The sequence below is a fragment of the Pseudoalteromonas sp. SWYJ118 genome, assembly GCF_015864505.1.
GTDB lineage: Bacteria > Pseudomonadota > Gammaproteobacteria > Enterobacterales > Alteromonadaceae > Pseudoalteromonas > Pseudoalteromonas arctica.
In genome coordinates, this window is the sequence record NZ_JADYXC010000010.1 from 80,822 (window position 1) to 102,712 (window position 21,891).

11 protein-coding genes and 1 tRNA gene are annotated in these 21,891 nt (G+C 39.8%); 10 read left to right on the forward strand and 2 right to left on the reverse strand.

What is annotated here, in order from left to right; all coding sequences use genetic code 11:
- Window positions 1-145: 145 nt before the first annotated feature.
- A tRNA-Ser gene (locus tag I6F48_RS11485) sits at window positions 146-235 on the forward strand.
- A 70-nt stretch (window positions 236-305) separates the two neighbouring features.
- Here I6F48_RS11485 and I6F48_RS11490 read toward each other — a convergent pair.
- Complete coding sequence (locus I6F48_RS11490) at window positions 306-2,984, reverse strand: CHASE domain-containing protein (protein WP_197119453.1); 2,679 nt, start codon at window positions 2,982-2,984, stop codon at window positions 306-308.
- Between the two features lie 658 nt (window positions 2,985-3,642).
- Here I6F48_RS11490 and I6F48_RS11495 point away from each other — a divergent pair.
- Together I6F48_RS11495 and I6F48_RS11500 are read left to right on the forward strand one after the other, a co-directional pair.
- Window positions 3,643-4,968 carry an OprD family outer membrane porin gene (locus I6F48_RS11495; RefSeq protein ID WP_197119454.1) on the forward strand — a complete coding sequence of 442 codons (1,326 nt, stop codon included), beginning with the start codon at window positions 3,643-3,645 and terminating at the stop codon, window positions 4,966-4,968.
- Between the two features lie 107 nt (window positions 4,969-5,075).
- Window positions 5,076-5,945 carry an alpha/beta fold hydrolase gene (locus tag I6F48_RS11500; protein WP_197119455.1) on the forward strand — a complete coding sequence of 290 codons (870 nt, stop codon included), beginning with the start codon at window positions 5,076-5,078 and terminating at the stop codon, window positions 5,943-5,945.
- Window positions 5,946-6,013: 68 nt separating this feature from the next.
- Here the strand turns inward: I6F48_RS11500 and I6F48_RS11505 are convergent, their stop codons facing one another.
- Window positions 6,014-6,403, reverse strand: a complete 390-nt coding sequence (locus tag I6F48_RS11505; RefSeq protein ID WP_007585609.1) for a DUF2750 domain-containing protein — start codon at window positions 6,401-6,403, stop codon at window positions 6,014-6,016.
- A gap of 503 nt (window positions 6,404-6,906) precedes the next feature.
- Between I6F48_RS11505 and I6F48_RS11510 the strand changes: the two genes are divergently transcribed.
- The 7 genes from I6F48_RS11510 (at window position 6,907) to recD (ending at window position 21,857) form a co-directional block, all read left to right on the forward strand.
- On the forward strand, window positions 6,907-7,950 hold the full coding sequence (locus I6F48_RS11510) for an alkene reductase (protein WP_024594359.1): 1,044 nt from the start codon (window positions 6,907-6,909) through the stop codon (window positions 7,948-7,950).
- A 202-nt stretch (window positions 7,951-8,152) separates the two neighbouring features.
- A complete protein-coding gene (locus I6F48_RS11515) occupies window positions 8,153-10,522 on the forward strand; it encodes a TonB-dependent receptor domain-containing protein (RefSeq protein ID WP_197119456.1) in 2,370 nt (789 codons plus the stop codon).
- Window positions 10,523-10,595: 73 nt separating this feature from the next.
- On the forward strand, window positions 10,596-11,723 hold the full coding sequence (locus tag I6F48_RS11520) for an alkaline phosphatase family protein (protein ID WP_024594361.1): 1,128 nt from the start codon (window positions 10,596-10,598) through the stop codon (window positions 11,721-11,723).
- Complete coding sequence (locus I6F48_RS11525; protein WP_165728840.1) at window positions 11,720-12,781, forward strand: alkaline phosphatase D family protein; 1,062 nt, start codon at window positions 11,720-11,722, stop codon at window positions 12,779-12,781. The genes I6F48_RS11520 and I6F48_RS11525 overlap by 4 nt, the downstream gene beginning before the upstream one ends.
- A 160-nt stretch (window positions 12,782-12,941) precedes the next feature.
- Entirely contained in the window at window positions 12,942-16,241 is a 3,300-nt protein-coding gene (gene recC / locus I6F48_RS11530) for an exodeoxyribonuclease V subunit gamma (protein ID WP_197119457.1), read from the forward strand.
- Window positions 16,228-19,806 (forward strand): exodeoxyribonuclease V subunit beta, encoded by a 3,579-nt coding sequence (gene recB / locus I6F48_RS11535; RefSeq protein WP_197119458.1) that lies wholly within the window; start codon window positions 16,228-16,230, stop codon window positions 19,804-19,806. Before recC ends, recB begins: the two co-directional genes overlap by 14 nt.
- Window positions 19,803-21,857: an exodeoxyribonuclease V subunit alpha gene (gene recD, locus I6F48_RS11540; protein ID WP_165740580.1), complete on the forward strand. Its 2,055-nt coding sequence runs from the start codon at window positions 19,803-19,805 to the stop codon at window positions 21,855-21,857. Before recB ends, recD begins: the two co-directional genes overlap by 4 nt.
- Window positions 21,858-21,891 lie beyond the last annotated feature (34 nt).

Consider the following 21,891-nt stretch of genomic DNA (forward strand, 5'->3'; position numbering starts at 1 on the left):
CTAAGATTTAGCCGTTTTTTGTGCCTATATATAAGCTATTGCTTGATAAGTAAGCATTTAAAGGCTCATATTTAAAAATGCCTTGCACCTTAAGGGTCTATTTCATACTATAGCGCGCTGTTGCATTACACAATTGCAGCACTGTGGAGGGATGGCTGAGTGGCTGAAGGCGCACGCCTGGAAAGTGTGTTTAGGTTTATCCCTAACGAGGGTTCGAATCCCTCTCCCTCCACCATTATTCTTAGAACCCAGTTACTAATATCGAAAGGTATTAGTAACTGGGTTTTTTAATGCCTCCGTAATGACTAACTATTAACTAAATAGAGTGTTGATAACATGCTTACAAGCTCATGTTTTTCAATTGGCTTAGAAACGTAACCATCAAATAACTGTCTGTATATTTCTTTTTGCTCTGTAAAAACATTAGCGGTTAACGCGATAACAATTTGTTCGTTATTAAGCGCCTTAATTTTTTTACATGCCTGAAGACCATCCATTTTCGGCATTTGAATGTCCATAAAGATAATGTCTGGCTTGTGTGACTCGTATAATGAGATTGCTTCTAACCCATTGTTGGCAATAATAATGGTGGCTTTTGTAGGCTCAAGCATCGCAGATGCAACAAGCTGATTTATTTTATTATCTTCAGCTAATAAAATAGTTTTTCCAGATAGGTCAGGAAGCTCAACATTTTTTGTTATTAATGTGCTTTCATCAATCTGTGCTTGTTTTAATGGTAAGTACACATAAAACTGACTACCTGAATCTAATTGGCTTGTTACTTTAATTTCGCCATTCATTAAACCTATTAATGATTTAGTAATAGGTAAGCCAAGACCTGTACCGCCATATTCACGCGTAGTTGATTGCTCTGCTTGTTCAAAGCGCTCAAACAATCGCTCTATAGCCTGCTCAGAAATTCCAATTCCGGTGTCTGATATACAACAACATATTTTATTTTCGTCGGTTAGCCTAAACGTTACTGTAACGCCACCCTGCGACGTAAACTTAATCGCATTAGATATTAGGTTTAAAAATATCTGTCTGAGTCTAACGGGGTCGCCCACCCAATACTTATGCTCAATATTAATTATAAATTTAAGGTATATATTTTTATCACTGGCTTGCAGGCCAAGATCAGACTCTAAGTGGTGAATAAGTTCAAAAAGGTCGAATGATTTATATTCTAATGAAAGCTTCCCAGCTTCAATTTTAGAAAAGTCGAGGATATCATTAATAATAGTGGTGAGTGAGCGGGTCGAATAAAGTGATTTTTTTAAATACTCTTTTGATTTTTCATTCAATGGCTGCTCTTGCAGTAACTGTAATGTACCTAGTATGCCATTCATAGGTGTGCGTATTTCGTGACTCATATTTGCTAAAAATTCAGATTTAGCTTGTGATGCCTGTTCAGCTAATTCTTTAGCATGTCCGAGAGCTTGTTCGTGATTAATTTGTTCGGTCAAATCGTATGCTACACCCAAATAGCCAACAATTTCATTTTCGTTATTTAATAAAGAGGTAACACTTATATTAACTTGTATGTGCTCGCCTGTAGAAGAAATGTATGTCCACTGATTGATATCAGGCTCTGTAGAAGTTGCTTTTAAGATAAACACTTCAAAACCAGGGAAAACAGGTTCATTTAACTCTGCACTAAGCTGTTTGGCTTTTTTTATAATTTCTTCTTTTAAATGAAAAATACCCGGATTTTCAATTCCAATAACGTCTTTTGCTCTATAGCCTAATAACTTTTCAGAGGCGGGATTAAATAAAGTAATTAAGCCATTTATGTCGGTCGCAATAATAGAGTAACTGGCACTGTTTAAAATACTTTGTTGAAGCATACTTATATCAGCAATTTCTTTAGTGCGTAATTTTACTTCTTTTTCTAATTTTAAATTTGTTTGCTGCAGCATATGCTTATTTTGTTTAGCTTTGATAATTCTTTGCTGTGTTCTTTGTGCTCTACGGTAAAAAAACAGCTGAATTATTAAAGTTATAAACATACAAATAAGGGTATAAAAAACACCATTGACAATAGCTTGATATTTACTCGGCAAGTGTAGTGATTCAATAAATGTGTCTGAAGCACTAAGTGTGATTTCCCATGTTCTTCCCATCACTTTAATTACTTTATTTAACTGATAATCAGCCGAGTTGCTTTTAATGCCGTAGCTAAAAAAGTCAGTTTTAACGTTGTTACCTATGTCGCTAATGACTAGCTTATTTTCATCAGCTTGGGAAAGAGAGTCTAAAATATTGTTTATTAATAAAGGGGAGTAAGTCCATCCAATTAATTGCTCTAAACGCTGGGTTTTATCAGTTGGAATAATAATATTTTTATAAACTGGTAGTAAAATTAAAAAGCCTTGTTTCGATTTGTTATCCGCTTGGATTAACGTAATAGGCGCCGATAATTGAACTTGGTTATTAATTGCAGAATTTAATGCTGCTTTTTTACGTGTACTTTCCGATGCAATATCGAGTCCTAGAGCCCGTGAATTACTTTGCTCAGGAAATATGTACTGAATAATAAAGTGCTCATCACTTTCGTTAGCTAGTTTATTTAGTTCGAATATTTGGTTAGGCCGATCGGATTTTGCAGTTTTTAAGAATTGAGCTAAGTTTTCGGCATTCACTTTTCTTATAAAGCCAATACCATTTGCTCCAGGGAATTCTTGGGCGTAGTTGCGACTGTTAGAGTAATTAGAAATTGTTTGGTAGCTTAAATTATTAACGCCAATGCCGTGTATAAATCCTTTTAAACCGTATAGCCCATATTTATATAAGTCGAATCTGCTAGTAACGCCTGTTGAGAGTGAAGAAAGGCGGTTGTTGAGGGCTTCATTTATTTTGTTATTAACAGCATCTTGATGTGCAGCGTGGGCAAAGTAAGTTAATACAATACCACTGATGAAAAAAATAGCATGAGTAAGCACCGAGATTAATAACCTTTTACTAACCGGTCGTCCTGAAAACATTAACTCATCCTTTATTATTAATATACTGACAGTATATCTGTTTTATCATCGAAATAAATATAGCACTTATTATTCAGGATACAACTTTGTTATTAATTAGAATATATATATTTTATAAAGGTTTAGAGTGGATGTAATATAAAAAGTTGATTTTACTCACCAAGATAAGACGAACATGTATATAAATATAATAATTTTTATGTTTTTTGCTACTTTATAGCGAACAACAAAAGTATTAGCTAAAGGTGCTGATTTTTATATTTATCGATTTTTTAGTGAATATTAGGTGCTCAAAAAACAACGGATAGCTTTTAGTTTTTGCTTATAACTTTACTTTGTTAAGTTTAAATAAAGTAAAATTTAACCAATATTATGACGCTTTTAAAGGGAACTATCGGTATAGGTTCGAGCGAGCAAGAGACGATGCTCACCTTACTTTTATAATTCATCCGAAACAAAACAAACACTTAATATTTTATAATATGAAAATTAAAACATTAAAAACTTATATTGTTCTATATTTTAGTAGCGTGAAAGAAAACGTGATTACTTAAAATGTAATTACCTTATGACATGTTTACCGTGTAGGTCGAAAAAATACATGCTGCTATGCACTGCACAGTTAAAACTTAAACAAAACAAGGTAACGGAGATAACTATGGCTCACCGAGTATCTAAATTACTTGCGGCAACAGGCGCAGTATTAACATGTATTTCTATTCCTTCGTATGCCGCTGTTAATGGGCTGACAGAACAAGATGAATTTAATATAAAACTTAGATCAATTTATTTTGACCGTGACTACGATAACGACGCAAGTGACGATTCAACTTTTGCTCAAGGTATAGAGCTCAATTACACATCTGGTTATATAAACGATTTAGTGAGTGTGGGTGTATCGACTTACACCGTGATGGATATTAATTCTACGGGTTCAGCCGCAGGTAATATTTTGCCAGCAGGTAATGAGAGCGGTGGAGTTGACGATAGCTTTTCTAAATTTGGACAATATTTTTTAGATTTTAAATTGGGCAACAATGGTCACGTTAAAGTAGGTGGGCAAAAAACCAAAAGTATGTTGCTTAAAAGCTCTGGGAGTCGGGCTATTCCTAATACTTTTAGAGGCGTTTTTGGCGATTATAAAATTGGTAACACTAAATTATACGGTTACGTTTACGATAAATGGAGCCGTCGACACGATGATAGATGGGAAGACTTTTCTACCGATCAATCGGCAACTGGTGCTATTAGCGTAATTTGGGGCGTAGGTGCTACGCATAAAAAAGACAATCTAATATTAGAGGCTGAATATTTAAATTCACACAATTATTTAAGTAAAATCGGGTTAAAAATCAGTTACGACATTAAGCTTGAGCAAAGTAAGTTAACCCTTTCAACTGGCATATTTACCTCACAAGATGATGGCGATTTATTTGTAACAGGCGTAGAGGGTGGTGATTTAGATGATGAAGATGCACCTGGTGCATTAACAGGTTTAACCAAAAGTGAAAACGATGGGTTTGCCTATTACCTAGATGCTGATTGGAAAAAAGATATTTGGAGTGTAGGTGCGGCATTTACTAAAGTAAGTGATGCTTGGATTGAAGATAATTTCAGTGGCGACCATGGTACAAACCCATTTCCAACTCGCTCATTAATTGGTGCCGATTTAACAAATCAAAATGAAACATCATGGCAAGCTCGTTTAGGAATTGATTTGAAAGCAGTATCGCCTGGCTTAACAACTAAATTTTACTACACAGACGGCAGCGATGCTGAAAACTCTGCGTTGGGTAAGTTAGGCGGTACAGCCGACGAAAAATATTGGGCTGTAGATACTCGCTATAAAGTTGAGAAAATAAAAGGCTTAAGCTTACGTTGGTTATTTGTAGATTATACAACCGAAAAATCAGGCAGTGTTGATGGTGTTAAAGGCGATAGAGCTGACCATCGAGTTTATGTAGATTACACTATTAAATTTTAACATGACTTTTAATAAGCCAATGCAAATTTTATGCATTGGTTTTGTTTCCTTTTTTAATTACCTTTATGATAAAACTAACAAATCAATAATAAAAATTAAGCTAATATATGTTTTCTCTTCAACAGTGGCAATCACAGGGTCAATTTACTCAAATTAGTGGCCATCAAATTTTTACTAAAACAGCTGGCGATATAACTAAGCCTGCGCTGCTTTTAATACATGGCTTTCCAAGTGCTAGTTGGGACTGGGAAGGTATGTGGCAAACCCTTAGTGAACATTATTTTGTAATTACACTCGATATGCTAGGTTTTGGTTTGTCAGATAAACCTAAAAATGCAGGCTATAAAATTACTGAACAAGCCGACTTATATACTCAATTTTTAAAAACGTTAAATATTAATGATATATATATTTTAGCTCATGACTATGGCGATACTGTGGCTCAAGAGTTATTAGCAAGGCAAGTCGTTAGCCAAAGTGACTTTAAAATAAACAGTGTGTGCTTTTTAAATGGTGGGTTATTTCCTGAGGTGCATAAACCCTTATTTATACAAAAGCTTTTACTTTCAAAGCTAGGTTGGATAGTGCCAAAATTAATGAATAAACAAAAATTTGCCAATAATCTACTTACTATTTTTGGTAAAAGTACACCGCCTTCAAAACAAGTGGTAGACACACTTTGGGAGCTGCTAATTTATAAAGATGGCTTAGCCGTAATGCCCAAACTCATTAGTTATATAAAGCAGAGGCAGCAAAACCGAGAACGCTGGGTTGGTGCCATCATAAATAGCAATATACCACTTACGTTTATAGCAGGCGCAGAAGACCCAATCTCTGGTAAGCATATGATTGAGCATTATAAAAAGCTTATTCCCAATGCGCGCGTACAAGAGTTTGTAGAGCTTGGGCATTATCCGCAAGTAGAAAATCCAGATGCAATTACGCAGGCTTATTTGAATTTTAGATATTGCCAATAAAAACGCGACTACTAAATTAAGTGCCGCGTTTATAAATTTTAGAACTCTGAGTATTTAGGCTTTGAACCTTAATATTTTTGCTTTGGCGCTTTTAATTGTTTTTCAAATTCATCTGAAAACAATATCGTGCCATCATCTTCCTCTGTAGGGAAGGCAGCAATAAGTAAGTCATCTTCCTCAAGACCCGGTGTCCAGCGACTAAACCAGTCAGCAAGTGGGATTGCTTTAGCGCTGCAGCCAGCCCATTCGCCAGTTGCCCATGCTTCTGCAAATTCGCGAGTTGGCCAAACTGGCACACAGTCGTCATCTTCGTTGGCAAGCATAACGCAGCCATCATCATCGTTTAAAATCCATACTTGCTTGAACTGTTGTACGGTTTCGAACATATAGGCTAGGCGTTTTTTTGCTCCAAGTCCTAAAATTACTGCGTGTTCTTCACTTAAATTTGGCGTTGTCATAATTAGCTCACTCTTAATTACTATTGATATTAGGGCGTGTTGACCTTTGTGGATTGAAATTTGTTCAATCTAGGGGCGATTAAATCGCGGCGCGAGGTTTGTAACCTAGTGGGCTAAGTAAAAACCGAGCAACAAAGAGTTAATCGTCCCTAGAAAGAACCCTTTGGGCAGCGCATGTTTGGTCTTTATGCTGCGTTATCGCCTATTTATGGGGAATAACCACACTACATAGGCTCTGCCCTGCCTAAAAACCAAACATACTGCTGCAAATTCACCCACCAAAGATCAACACGCCCTAGTATATCTAAATTATATGCACACAAGTATATCGAGTTATATGACAGAGTGTTGAAAAGTTGCTATTTAATTTCAGCAATGCAGATCTAATTTGTAGATTGATCAGTATAATTTCTCACTAATTTGAGCGATCATTCAAAAATAAGCTTGAATGTTTGTAAAAAGGCCACATTGTAGTAAGCATATACTTAATGAAGGATTGAAAAATGACAACTGATCTACTTGCTCCGTTTAAATTAAATAACACGATTGAGCTTAAAAACCGCGTACTTATGGCGCCATTAACGCGTTGTATGGCTGACGATAACTTAGTGCCAACACAAGATATGGTTGAATATTATGCTCGCCGTGCCGAAACCGGTTTAATTATTAGTGAAGCAACTATTATTCGTCCAGATGGACAAGGTTACCCAAATACTCCGGGTTTATTTAGCAGTGAGCAAATTCAAGGTTGGAAAAAAGTAACTGACGCAGTGCACGCTAATGGCGGCAAAATGTTTGCACAGCTTTGGCATGTTGGCCGTGTTGCACACCCTCACTTTTTTGATGGCGATGTACTTGCTCCATCGGCAATTGGCGTTGAAGGCTCTGTACCACGTATGCGTGAGCTTACATACATCACACCAAAAGCAGCCACTACTGATGATATTAAAAGTCTAGTTGCTGATTTCGCAAAAGCTGCTGAAAACGCAATTGAAGCAGGCTTTGATGGGGTAGAGATTCACGGTGCTAACGGTTATTTAGTGGACCAATTTTTACATTACGCTGCAAATACACGCAGCGACGAATATGGTCAAACGCCTGAAAACATGTCGCGTTTTGCACTAGAAGTAACCGATGCGGTTATTGCTGCTGTAGGCAGTGATCGTACTGCACTTAGATTAACACCGGGTGCTTACTTTAATATGAGCGAAGATAGTCGCGATAAAGCGGTATTTGATTACTTATTAACAGAACTTGAAAGCAGAGAATTAGCGTACTTACACGGCGGTATTTTTGACGATAGCATGCGCTTTGACTCGCTTGAAGGCAAAAGCATCTCTGAATTTTTACGTGCAGGCTACAAAGGTACATTAGTAGGTGTGGGTAGTTATAGTTTTGAGTCAGCAAAAGAGGCTATTAACGATGCTAAGTTTGACTTAATCGCTATTGGTCGCCCACTTATTGCAAACCCAGATTACATTAGCAAAATTGCAAACGGTGAAGAGTTAGTACCATACAGCGATGAAATGCTTGCACAATTGAAATAAATTACTATTTGTAATAAGTTCTAGAAAATAATTAAGACACCCAAAGTTAAACCTTTGGGTGTCTTTTTTTGTACATATTCCCGCCATAAATCTTCCATATTTGTTTAATTTTTATGTAAATAAAGTTCATCCTCGTTGTCATATTTAAAATTCATACTGTCCGCGTTTTCATATTTCATAATTAAAATCAAACGGGACAACAATGTACGCTTTAAAAAACAAATCGCTTTTGAGCATGGCAATTGCCATGGCTGTATCAACATCTAGTTATGCTAACGACAACACCATAGAAGAAGTAACCGTGGTTGCTAAACCAACGAGCTACGCTAATAATGTTATTGAGCCTGCAATGCTTGAGCAACAAAGTTCGGTATCGAGCATATTATCGGTTATTGATAATTTACCGGGTATTAGCATAAATGAAGGTGATGCATTTGGTGGCGACGATTGGTCTACTACAATCACCATGCGTGGTTTTAGTATTGATGGAAACCAACAACAATTAGGTATGACCGTTGATGGCATTCCCAATGGTGGCTCTAATTATGGCGGTGGTGCTAAAGCTAACCGTTACCTAGATAGCGAAAACCTTGCAACGGTTGAAGTAGGTCAAGGTACGTCTGATATTAAGTCGGCTTCACTTGAAGCACTAGGCGGGACATTTAACTTTGTAAGTAAAGACCCAAGCCTTGAAAAAGGCACTACCTTTGCTTATACATCAGGCAGCCACGATGCCACGCGTTATTACTTTAAACACGAAACAGGCACTGTTTTTAATAACACACAAGCGTACGTAAGTTACTCGCAAACAGATACAAGCCGCTGGATTGGTTCAGGCAGTAATGGGGGCAAAGACAACCAACACGCAGAGCTTAAGTTTGTATCTAATTTTGAAGATTTAACGCTCACTGGTCGTTTATCTTACGACGATGTAAGCGAGACAAACTATAACAGCGTAAGCCTTGAGCAGTTTGAACAAACACCCGATTGGGATCAGCTAACATGGAATTGGACAGGAGTTCCGCATTTTGACCAAATGTTTGCAGAAGGTTGGGGAACGCTTCGTGAAAATACCTTAGGCTATTTAAAATTTGAATACGCGATTTCGCCAACTTCATTATTAACCGTTAGTCCTTATTATCATAAAAATTCAGGTCGCGGCGATTGGATCCCACCTTATTTAACAACGCCTGTTGATGAAAATGGCGAACCAACAACACAGGGCGGCACTAATGCAGGCTCTTATGGTTTTGCTGATAGTGAGGGCAACCCGCTTGCACCAAATGCCGATTGTACGCAAAGTTTGAGCTGGCCATGGGAGTCGGGTCCTGGTTTAAATCCTGCGTGTTACGATGCAACAGCAACGCCGGTTATGTCTTACCGCCATACGCATTACAACAAAGATCGCTTAGGTGTAACGGCAAATTACCAAGCTACATTTGGTGATCACGATATAGAAGCGGGCTTTTGGTATGAGCAAAGCGAGCGTGACGAGTCGCGTGATTGGCACAAAGTAATTGATGCGCGTATTTATCATCACTTTGATAGCACGCCTTACTGGACACAATACAAAAACACCTTTGATACCGATACATTCAAATGGTACCTACAAGACTCGATTAATTTTGGTGACTTAACGTTAAATATTGGTGCAAAACAGTATTTAGTTGAATTACAAAAGTACGACCACTTTGCTAACGAAAGATCAGATAAAGTAGATAGCGACTCAGACGTGTTATTTAGCGGGGGTGTATTGTATCAGCTAAATAACAGCACAGAATTATTTGCCAGTTACAGCGAGAATTTTTCAGCAATAAAAGACGGTGTACTTGAGCGAGATAGCTCAACACTTACAAACATAGAGCCAGAAACTGCCGACAACATCGACTTTGGTGTACGTTACCAAGCCGACAGATTAACCCTTACAGCAACGGCTTACAGTGTTAAGTTTGATAACCGCATTACCTTTATTGCGCCTGGTAGTGGCACAGACGGCATTGATTACACGATTGGCACAAATGGCTCGTACGTAAATGTAGGGGGTATTGACTCAAATGGGCTCGAGCTTGCAGCAAGCTATATGTTAACAACAAGCTGGAGCGTGTACTCGTCGTATACTAATAGCAGTTCTGAGTATTCATCCGATGATCCAAATGCATACGATTCACAGGGTGTAATATTAAAAGATGAAAGTGGTAATGAGGTCGCACCAAGCTTTAGAAAAGGCGACAGCATAATAGATTCATCAGAGGATTTGTTTGTGGTATCTACCGATTACTTTAGCGATGGCTTTCGTGTTGGTTTATCGGCTAAATACACCGGCGAGCGTTTAGGTGCATGGCAAGACGAAGACACTCGCACGCGTAATAAAGTAGACGGCTACACCGTACTTGATTTTAATGCAGGTTATTCAACTGACGTAGATGCAGGCCCGTTTAAAGCCATTGACGTATCGTTTGTTGTTTATAATGTTACTGACAAAAGCTACTTAGCAGGTGGTACCGGTAACGGCTCTACTTATTACATTGGTGCGCCTCGCACTGCGGCAGTTACATTGACCGCTGACTTTTAATTAGGTTTTAGTAATTGAATTAAAATATAGCCCATCATTGATGGGCTTTATTATATGAAAGGGCGCAAACGCGATGAAAACAATTATAAAAGTAACACTATTTAGCTTAAGTGTATTAGCGAGCAGCTTTGCAACAGCAGCGCAAAATGTAGTGCTGGTAACGCTTGACGGGGTACGCTGGCAAGAAGTATTTAATGGGGCTGATAATAGCTTAATTAATAATACTGATTTTGTTAAAAAGCCTGAGCAATTAAAGACCCAATTTTGGGCAAAAACAGCAAATGAGCGCCAGCAATTACTTATGCCTTTTTTAACGCAAGTAGTGGCTAAAAAAGGGATTATAATTGGCGATAGAGCTAACGGCTCTACTATGTCGGTAAGTAACCCGTGGTATTTTTCATACCCTGGTTACAACGAAATACTCACCGGTGAAGTTGACGAAAGTATAAATAGTAACAACAAAGTGCTCAACCCAAATAAAACTATTTTAGAGCGTTTAGATAAGTTACCTGAGTTTAAAGGTAGCACAGCCTTATTTGGTAGTTGGGATGTATTCCCATACATTGTAAATACTAAGCGCAGTAACGTGTATGTAAATGCAGGTTTTATGTCAATTGAAGAGAATTTATTCACCGATGCGCCGCTGTTAAATGCGCTACAAAGTGAAATCCCCAGTCCTTGGTATAACGTACGACTAGACAGTTTTACATATCGCTTTGCTAAAGCGTATATGTTGGCTAAAAAGCCTAAGTTGTTGGTGATAAGTTTAGGCGAAACCGATGACTTTGCGCATGATGGTCATTACGAACAATACCTTAAATCGGCAAGGCAAAGTGACGCTTTTATAAAAGACTTATGGGCAACTATTCAAACTACAGCGGGTTATAAAAATAACACCACACTAATTATTACTACTGATCACGGCCGTGGCAATAATGCCAATGATTGGCAACATCACAGCTCTAAACGTGCACTTGCTGAGCTAGAGTTAGGTGAAAATACCTACCCAGAAGGAATTGTCGGCTCTGAACATATTTGGCTTGCAGCCATCGGCCCCGCAATAAAAGGACGGGGCTTAATTAAAACTGAAAATGAGCTTAAACAAGTACAAATAGCAGCGACCGTTTTAAAGGCTCTTGGGCAGAATCCAAATGAAATAAATTCAAATATGGCGCCAGCTATTAGCGAGATTTTAAAATGAAGAACCTATTAAAACCATTAACCCTATCTGCCTTGGCGCTGAGTTTGGTTATTAGCGCAAGTGTTACTGCCGCGCCATCTAAAATCCTGTTTGGTTCGTGTGGGCATCAAGATAAAAACATACCCATATTTAATACAATTAACAAAGAGCAGGGGGATTTGTTTATATTTTTGGGTGACAATATTTACGGCGATACCAACGATATGGATATACTTGCCGATAAATACCAACGTTTAGGGGCAAAGGCGGGTTTTAAAATCTTGAAAGCGCAAACGCCTATCATTGCCATGTGGGATGACCACGATTATGGCCAAAACGATGCAGGTAAAGAGTATCCGCATAAAGAGCAATCACGCCAAATTATGCTTAATTTTTGGGATGAACCTGCAAACTCAGCACGTCGCACTCGTCCTGATGGAATTTATACCTCGTACATGTATGGTGAAAATGAGCAAACCATACAAATAATAATGCCTGATTTACGTTGGAACCGTGATGCGCTAAACCATGTAAGCGAGCTTGAATACGACACTAAGCGTAAGTTAAATAACCAAGGCCCATATAGTCCTAGTGAAGTAAAGGGCGCATCAATGCTAGGTGAAGCCCAGTGGCAATGGCTTGAACAAGAGCTTAAAAAGCCTGCTGCAATAAAATTGATTGCCTCAAGCTTACAGCTTTTACCCGATTTTACAGGTTGGGAGTCATGGGCAAACTTTCCTGAAGATAGAAACCGTTTATTTGCATTGATTAAAAAGCATAAGGTAAATGGGGTAGTGATCATCAGCGGCGATACGCACTGGGGTGAAATATCAAAGTATCAGCAAAACCTTGATTACCCATTAATTGAGATGACCAGCTCTGGCTTAACTGAAAAGTGGAAAGATGTAAGCCCTAACAAACACCGAGTAGGGAATTTTACTCATAACGTAAATTATGGTGATTTAAGCATAGACTGGCAGCAAATTGACCCCACTATTTCACTTAAATTAAAAGGCATTGATGGCGAAGTAATAATGCAAAGTGACTTTAGTTTATCAAGTATTAGCCCTTATAAATAAACTCACTACTACGCACAGTATATAAAATAGATGCTGTGCGTATAAAATCTGTAAGTTAGTTCTTAACTCTCTGATTTATTAAAGCCAATTACCCGTTTGCGCTACCCCTAATATTGAAAATATCTTACACTGGTTTTATCTCAAGCAAGGTCAGTGTTATATGCTAAATATTATTCAATCAAACCGGATGGAAGCCCTGCAAGCGCAGTTCCACCAGCTGTTAAAAGTAAACCCATTGCAAAGCCCGTTCGACAAAGAAGTAGTGCTAGTGCAATCGCCGGGTATGTCGCAGTGGTTAAAAATAGGTTTGAGCGAAAACTTAGGGGTTGCAGCGCAGGTAGATTTTCCGCTGCCGTCGAGCTTTATTTGGCAGTTGTATCAGCAATTACTGCCAAATGTCCCTAAAGAGTCGGCATTTAATAAGCCCAACCTTGCTTGGAAGCTGTTCGCAATTTTACCAACCTGTATTGACGAGCCATTATATTTGCCGCTAAAAACCTATTTAGAAGGCGATATCGACGGGCAAAAAACCTTTGCGCTGTGCGAAAAAATAGCCGATGTGTACGACCAATATTTAATGTACCGACCGCACTGGATAGCCACATGGGATAGTGGCAAAGATGAGCTTGATGACGTAGATGTAACCATTGCCCCATGGCAACCTGACTTATGGCGACGCATTGTAAAGCTAAGTCAGGATCTTGGGCAAAGCCAATTTCATCGCGCTAACATGCAAGGGCAGCTACTTGCAGCCCTTGAGACGATGGATAATAGCTTACTGCCACAACGCATTAGCTTATTTGGTATATCGGCGATTGCCAGTTCCCAGCTAGAGGTGTTTGAAGCGCTGAGTAAAAAAACTGAGGTTATATTATTCTTTTTTAACCCGAGTGAGCATTACTGGGGCGATATTATAGATGAAAAAACAGCAGCTAAAATAAGCGCTAAATACGCCAAAATGCCGCTGGTGGAAGCGCAACAAAAAAAACAAACCAACCCAGATGAAGAATACTACTTTATAGGTAATCCGTTGTTATCGTCGTGGGGTAAATTAGGTCGCGACTATTTTGAACAACTTGTACAGTTAGATGCCCGTTGGATTGATGGTTTTATTGATGTGTTTGACGACACCTTACTAGGGCAAGTACAAAGCGAGATTTATCAGCTTGCGTTTAAAGGCGAATCACTGACCGATAACAAAGAGTGGTTTATAAATGACGAAGGTAAATTACCAATCAGCGCAACCGACACCAGTATTACGCTCAGCGATTGCCATACACCGCTCAGAGAAGTTGAGCGCTTGCACGACTACTTACTTAACTTGTTTAATCAAAACCCAACGCTTACCCCCAAAGACATAATTGTCATGATGCCCGATGTAGGCACTTACAGCCCTTATATTGAAGCCGTATTTGGCGGGGCACAAGGCAGCCGCTTTATTCCTTACGCATTGGCCGATTTAGCCATAGAGCAAGAAAAGCCTGTCCTTAGTTCATTTGCGAGTTTAGCTAACTTACCGTTTTCGCGCTTTGGTGTGTCGGATATTCTCGATTTATTACAAGTGACGCAAATAGCCGAAAAATTTGGGCTTGAAGCACACGAATACGAGCAAATTCAATACTGGCTTGAACGTGTTGGGGTTAAATGGGGTATAAACGCAGCGCATAAAAGAAGCTTTGATTTACCCGCTATCGATTTAAATACCTGGCAACATGGGCTTAACCGTTTACTGCTTGGTATTGCTATGCGCGACGAACAATGCCCGTTTAACGGTATTTACAGCGCTGATGAAGTAGAAGGCATGGCGCTTGATACACTCAACAAGCTCGTGCACTTTATTGATGTACTGCAAAGCTTTAAAGAGCAGCTAACGCCCGATGACACGCTCACTAATAAAGCGCATATTTTAAGCGAGCTATTAAACGCCATATACGAAAGTGAAAGCGACGACAGCTGGGATTTATTAGTACTTCAAAACGTGCTCGAAGAGTTACAAAAACACCACGAAAACGGCGATTACAGTAAAGTGGTTTCGCAGCGTATTGTTAGTTACTTAGTTAAACAAGGCATTCAAGAAAAAGGCGTAGGGCAGCGGTTTTTGGTTGGGCAAGTAAACTTTTGTACGCTTATGCCCATGCGCGCCGTACCATTTAAAGTGGTATGCATGCTGGGCTTAAACGATGCTGACTACCCGCGTAACGTACAACCCATTGGTTTTGACTTAGTGCCTTATTCTAAAAAGCAAAAAGGTGACCGATCACGTAAATTAGACGACCGCTACTTATTTTTAGAAGCGCTACTGAGTGCCCGCGACAACTTATACATGAGTTACATTGGTCGCTCGTGTTTTGATAACCAACCGCGCATGCCATCAACCCTTGTAAGTGAGCTTTTAGAATACATAGGGCGCAGCTTTGTATTAAGCGAAGAAAGCGAAAAAGCACTGCCTGCATGTTTAATCAACCAACAGCATTTACAGCCCTTTAATAGTGCGTATTACTTAAAGAACGAGCAAACTAATAGCGCGCTGAACAACCACAGCTACAACCCTATTTGGCTGCCGAGTGAGTCAATTAAACCAGAGCCAGTTACCGCGCTTGATGTTGTTGTGCCAGAACAGTTAGATCTTGATGTGTTTATTAGGAGTGTGTGCAGCGCACAAGAGAGTTTTTATCAACAAACATTGGGCTTACGACTGCCACAATTTAACGAAGTAGCAAAAGACGAAGAACCATTTAGCTTAGATGCACTGCGCCGTTATTTTTATCTTGATGAAATACTTAAAGCCAATATAAACGAGCAACCACTAAGTACCGAACAAATACTGCAGCGAGGTGAGTTACCTCAAGCCAATGTCGGCAGCCTCATATTTGAGAGTATGGAGCACCGAGTTGACGCGCTTGCAGGGCAAGTAAAAGAGCACATTAAAGGCGGAAAAAGTGAGCCAATAGAAGTTTTGCTTACAATTGAAGGCACTAAAATAGAGGGATGGCTCAATCATGTTTATTTGCAAAAACAAGTGTTTTATCGCAGCGCGAGTATTAAAGCGAAAGATTTAATTAAAGGCTTTATTTATCACCTTGCAGCGCAAAGTATGGAGCATCACGTAGAAACATTGTTACTTGGGCTTGATAAGCAAATTACCTTTGCGCCCATAAGCAAAGCCGATGCCGATGCACTATTAGCCGATTGGTTTGAGTTATACAAAGCGCTGCGCGCAGAGCCTGTGCCGTTTTTTCCGGTAAGTGGTTATGAGTACGTTAAAAGCGGCGGCGATATAACAAAAGCAATGAGCAAATTTAGCCCGCAATACATAGGGCGAGGCGAGGGCGAAAATCCGTATATTCGCTTAACGGTGCAATCGCTAAACGACTGCCAAGAAGAATTTATAAAATGGAGTGATAAATTGCTCACGCCTTTATTTGAACATGCAAAGGAGAGTGACCATGCAAGCACTTAATCCTCTTACTATGCCGCTCATTGGTCAAAGTTTAATAGAAGCCAGTGCGGGTACCGGCAAAACTTATACAATTACGGGGCTGTATTTACGTTACTTACTAGGCATGCAAATAGAAGGTGAGTTAAATACGCCGCTCAGTGTTGAGCAAATTTTGGTAGTAACCTTTACCGACGCTGCCACCCAAGAAATTAAAGACCGCGTACGCAGCCGAATTATTGCTGCACGCGACGCACTGCTTGGGCAAGACCCAAATGACGAACTCATTGAAGGCGTAATTGCCAAAATTGACGATAAACACCGCGCCTTTGATTTACTCGATGCGGCTGCTAAATCAATGGACGAAGCCGCTATTTTTACCATTCATGGCTTTTGTCAGCGGATGCTAAAACAACATGCGTTTGAGTCGGGTGTGGCGTTTAATCTCGAATTTATTTTAGATGAGCGCGACATACTGCTCGAAACTATTAAAGATTTTTGGCGTGCGTTTGTATACCCACTTAATAAAGAACGCACCGATGCTATTTTAGATGTATTTGCCGCACCAGAGTCTTTATTCGCTCAAGTGGCGAGCATTTTAAACAAAGCTAATGCGCACATTACACCACAAATAAATTTAGATGATGTATGGAAAGCGCGTGACGAATACGTAACCCGTGTGCCTGCATTTAAAAAAGCGGTGTTAGAGCAAGAGTTTATCGGTGCTATTAAAAGCTCGGGTTTAAGCGGGTCTAAAACGCCAGCACGAAAAGGCAGCCTTAGTGCGCTTGAGGCATTTTGTTTAGGCGGCGATTTGTTTTTTGAATTTGGCACTAACAAGTATTCGTTTGAAGTATGGAGTACAGAAAACCTAAGCGATGCAGGCAATTATAAAAAAAATCAGCCATTATTTGTGCATCCATTACTGAGTCAGTTTGACGAGCTTGCCGCACTTAATAACACCATAAACCAAGGGCTCAAAATAGCGGTTGTACAACATGCAGCACGCTGGGTAAAAGCCGCAATAGTTAAGCGTAAACAAGAGCAAAGCGTTATCACCCCAGATGACTTATTGACTAATTTACACAGTGCGCTTAATAACGAGCAAGGCGACGTACTAGCGCAAAAAATTGCGCAGTTGTTTCCGGTTGCCATGATTGATGAATTCCAAGATACCGATCCGATTCAGTACGGTATTTTTAGTAAAATTTATGGGCAACAAAATACCACGCTTGCCATGATAGGCGACCCTAAACAGGCTATTTATGGCTTTAGGGGCGCAGATATTTTTACGTACATTGGCGCAAAAGAGGCAGTGCAGACTGATCAGCAATTTACGCTGGGGACTAACTTTCGCTCAAGCACCGATATAGTCAATAGCGTTAATAGTTTATTTGGCAAACACGCTAACAGCTTTATTTATAACGACGCCATACCCTTTAACGCAGTAGCTGCTAAAGGCAAAAAAGCGGATGACTCTTTTTTAATTGATGGCAAACCCGCTACCGCATTCGAATTTAATGTATTTGTAGATGAAGCCGCCGATGAAAAGAACAAACCAACTAACAAAGGTGTAGGGCAAGCGCATTTAGCCACTCACTTTGCGAATAAAATAGTGACTCTGCTTGAAAAAGCTAAACAGGGGGACGCGTGCATTGGCAGTAACACTGTAAGCGCTGCCGATATTTGTATATTAGTGCGCGACCGTGTTGAAGCACAAATAATGAAAAAAGCGCTTAGCGAAGCCAAAATAGCCAGCGTGTATTTATCGCGCGAAAGCGTTTTTAGTCAAGAGCTTAGCCATCACCTACTTAACTTTTTAACAGCGCTGCATGGTCAATATGACGAGTCATTGCTGCGCGGTGTTTTAGCTGGCCCGTTATTTTGTTTAAGTTATAACGAAATACATGCACTCGCCGATGATGAAAATAAATGGCAAGACTACTTAAACTTTTTTGCACAACTTAGCCACATTTGGAACAAGCAAGGCGCTATGGCCATGCTTGAGCGCTTAATGAGCCATAACCAGCTTAGCGCTAAATGGCAAGGGTTGGGATATAACGTTGAGCGTTGGCTGACGGACTTTAGGCACTTGGGCGAAATACTTCAGCAAAAACAAATAGAGCTTGAAGGCACGCTGCGTTTGCTGCGATGGTTTGCACAAAAGGTAAGCCAACAAGATGGCGAAACCGTGCAAGTACGCCTAGAAAGCGACGCCAACTTAGTTAAAATAGTCACTATGCACGCCTCAAAAGGGCTTGAATACCCACTGGTATTTATGCCGTTTGCCAGTGGCTATCGCGAAACAAAAGAAGCGCTTTATCATAATAATGGCAAGCTAGTTTACGATTTAAGTAAAGACGAAGATGCCCTGCAAAAAGCAGAGCAAGAACGCCTAGCTGAAGATTTACGCCTGCTTTATGTAGCGCTTACTCGCGCCGTACATTTTTGTGCGCTTGGTGTTTATAACATTGGGCAAGGACAAAGTAGCCGCTTGGCTATGCAAAGTAGTGCACTTGGGCATGTTTTATTTGCAGGGCTTGAACTTGCCAGTAGCCAAACATGGCGCACGCATTTAAGTGAGTTTTGCGACGCTAATAGTGCGATGAGCTATCAGCAATTTACCTCACAAACATTATTAGAGCAGGGAACGCTTTGTTTTAGTAATAGTAAAATTGCGCAGCAAACATTAAGTGTTAATAGAGTAACGGCAAATATTGAGCGTAACTGGCGAGCAACTAGCTTTAGTGCATTGAGCTTTAAAAAGCACAGCGACCAATTAGCCCCAGGGCGAAGTGATGAAGATCACGAAAAAGACGAGTTTGCAGTGCAAGAGGATGAACTGCCATCACCTTATAGTTTTCCTAAAGGGCCAAAGCCGGGTAGCTGTTTACACGAAATATTTGAACAAATAGATTTTATTAGCCCAATAGTTCACCCAACTAATTCCGAGCAAAACTTATCTGAGGTAGTTAAGCGCAGCCTTGAAAAATACCACATAGGTGAGCAATGGCGAGAAGTGGCTGAAAAATGGGTGCTTGATGTTCTTGCGTGCCCCCTAGATAAAAGCTCTCTAGAAAACAGCCTTCTTTCATTGGGTGTGCTTACACCCAATGATTGCCTAGTCGAAATGGAATTTAATTTACCACTTGAGAGCTTAAGTGCACCTAAGCTAAACGAAATGCTGGTGAAACATTTTGGCTTTACGCAAAGTAAGCTTGAATTTTCACAAGTTAAAGGCTTGTTAAAAGGCTTCGTCGATTTAATATTTTGCTACCAAGGTAAATATTATATTTTAGATTATAAGTCTAATTATTTAGGCAGTACGCCAGCTGATTACGAAGGCGATATGCTTGAGCAAGCGATGAGCAGTCATCAGTATCATTTACAGTATTTAATCTACACGGTAGCGCTGCATCGTTTATTAAAACAACGTATAGCTGATTACTCGATAGAAACCCATTTAGGCGGCGTGTATTACACGTTTTTACGTGGAATGCCGACAGGGCAAGGCGTGTACTTTAAAAAGCTAACTGAAGAACAAGTGATTATTTTAGATGGCTTATTTAGCCAAGGAGCTATGCTATGAGCGATTTAAATGAGCAACCTGGCTTGTTTGACGATATAGACGAGACACTTAATAATGAAGCCGCAGAGCCTCTTACTTCAAAAAATGTAGCACAAGATGCCCCATTAGAGGATATTGTGTTAAATAATACGATTACCGAAGTCCCGTTACTTGAGTATTTATTAGCGCAAAACCGACTGCGTGTAGTTGATGTGAAGCTCGCTGAATTACTGTGTGCTAATGACATTGAGAAAACTCACAATGAACTGTTTTATATTATTTTATTGCTGTGCTTATCGCAGCAAAGCCAGCATAGCTGCCTAACCTTAAGTGAAGTTGATTGGAGTAATCCTTTTAATTTGCGCAAAAGCGACTTTAATAAACTCGATGGCAATGTACCCAGTACGCTAAGCCCGTTTAGTGATGACTTTAACGTACATACGGCGCTTAATTATTTACAAAGCCATGAAAGCGTGGGCGAAAATAAACCACTGCAGCTGTTTAACGAGCGACTTTATTTTGCGCGCCTTGCCGGTTATGAGCAAACACTCGCGGATAGACTATTAAGCATGAGCGAGCGAAAGCTCAATATTAATAATGAAGTATTGGCTGAACTTTTAAATACCTATTTTCCTGCTGATTCAACAATTGAAACTGATTGGCAAAAAGTGGCGTGTGCGATTGCGGCCACCAAAGGCTTTAGTGTGATCACGGGTGGCCCAGGTACAGGTAAAACTACCACAGTGACTAAGTTGCTGGCTATTTTGCAGTCGCTTTATAAAACCGCGCCCCTTAGTATTAAGCTGGTGGCCCCTACAGGTAAAGCCGCTGCACGTTTAAGTGAGTCTATTTTGGGCGCTAAAAATAAGCTCACAACGATTCCTGATGATATAAAAGCGCTGATCCCGCAAAGCGCTCAAACGATTCATCGCTTATTGGGCGTAAAACCGTTTACTAATAAATTTAGACATAACAAAAGTAATCCGCTGCATTTAGATGTACTAATTATTGATGAAGCCAGTATGGTCGATTTATCGCTGATGGCTAAATTAATAGAAGCACTTCCTGCGCACGCGCGATTAATACTCCTAGGTGATAAAGATCAGCTTGCCTCGGTAGATACCGGCAGCGTAATGAGCGATTTATGCCAAGGTTTAACACTTGGGCAAACGCCACGCTATTCGCAAGCACGTTGTGATGAGCTAAATAGCTTATGTTTTAATAATGAGCCTAAGCTCGTAGCGCAAAGCGTGAGTGAATTTAAACTCGCAGATTGCATTGCCTTTTTACAACACAGTTATCGATTTGATGCACAAAGCGGCATTGGTCAACTCGCACTTGCGGTAAACACCAATAACACCGGTATTTTAAATTACGTAGAGCAAGAAAGTAGTGAAGGGCGCTTTAACGATGTAATTTTAGATTACGACTTTGTAGCAAAACCAATTGAAAAGCTCGTTAAAAGTGCAGGAAGTCATTATGCAAAGTACCTTAACTTAATGGCTCAAGGTGCAAGTGTTGCACAGGTGCATGCTGCTTTTGCTAGTTATCAGCTTTTAGCTGCGGTACGAGAGGGCGATTACGGCGTGCATAGCTTAAATCAACGAATAGAGCGCGTGTTGCAACAGCAAGGTTTAATTACCGTAAGTCCTAATACTCACCACTACACGGGTATGCCTATTATGGTGAGCCAAAACGATTATCAACTTAAGTTATTTAACGGTGATATTGGTATTTTAATGCCCGATGAAAGTAATCAACTCAAAGCCATATTTATTGATGAGCAAGGTAATCAACGAGCATTTTCGCCAGCACGACTCCCTGCGCACGATAAAGTCTATGTAATGACTATTCATAAATCACAAGGTTCAGAGTTTAGCTACACAGCCATGGTACTGCCACCGCTAAAACAAGCGCGCATGGGTATCAACAGGCAATTAGTGTATACGGGAATAACCCGTGCTAAAAACACCTTTGAGCTGGTGGCTGATAAAAAAGTACTACAACTAGCGATGAATAAAAGCGTATCGAGAGCGTCTGGATTGTATGAAAGATTAAAGTTTGAGAATTAAAGGTTCTGCTGGGACATAGAAGTTATTTTATTGA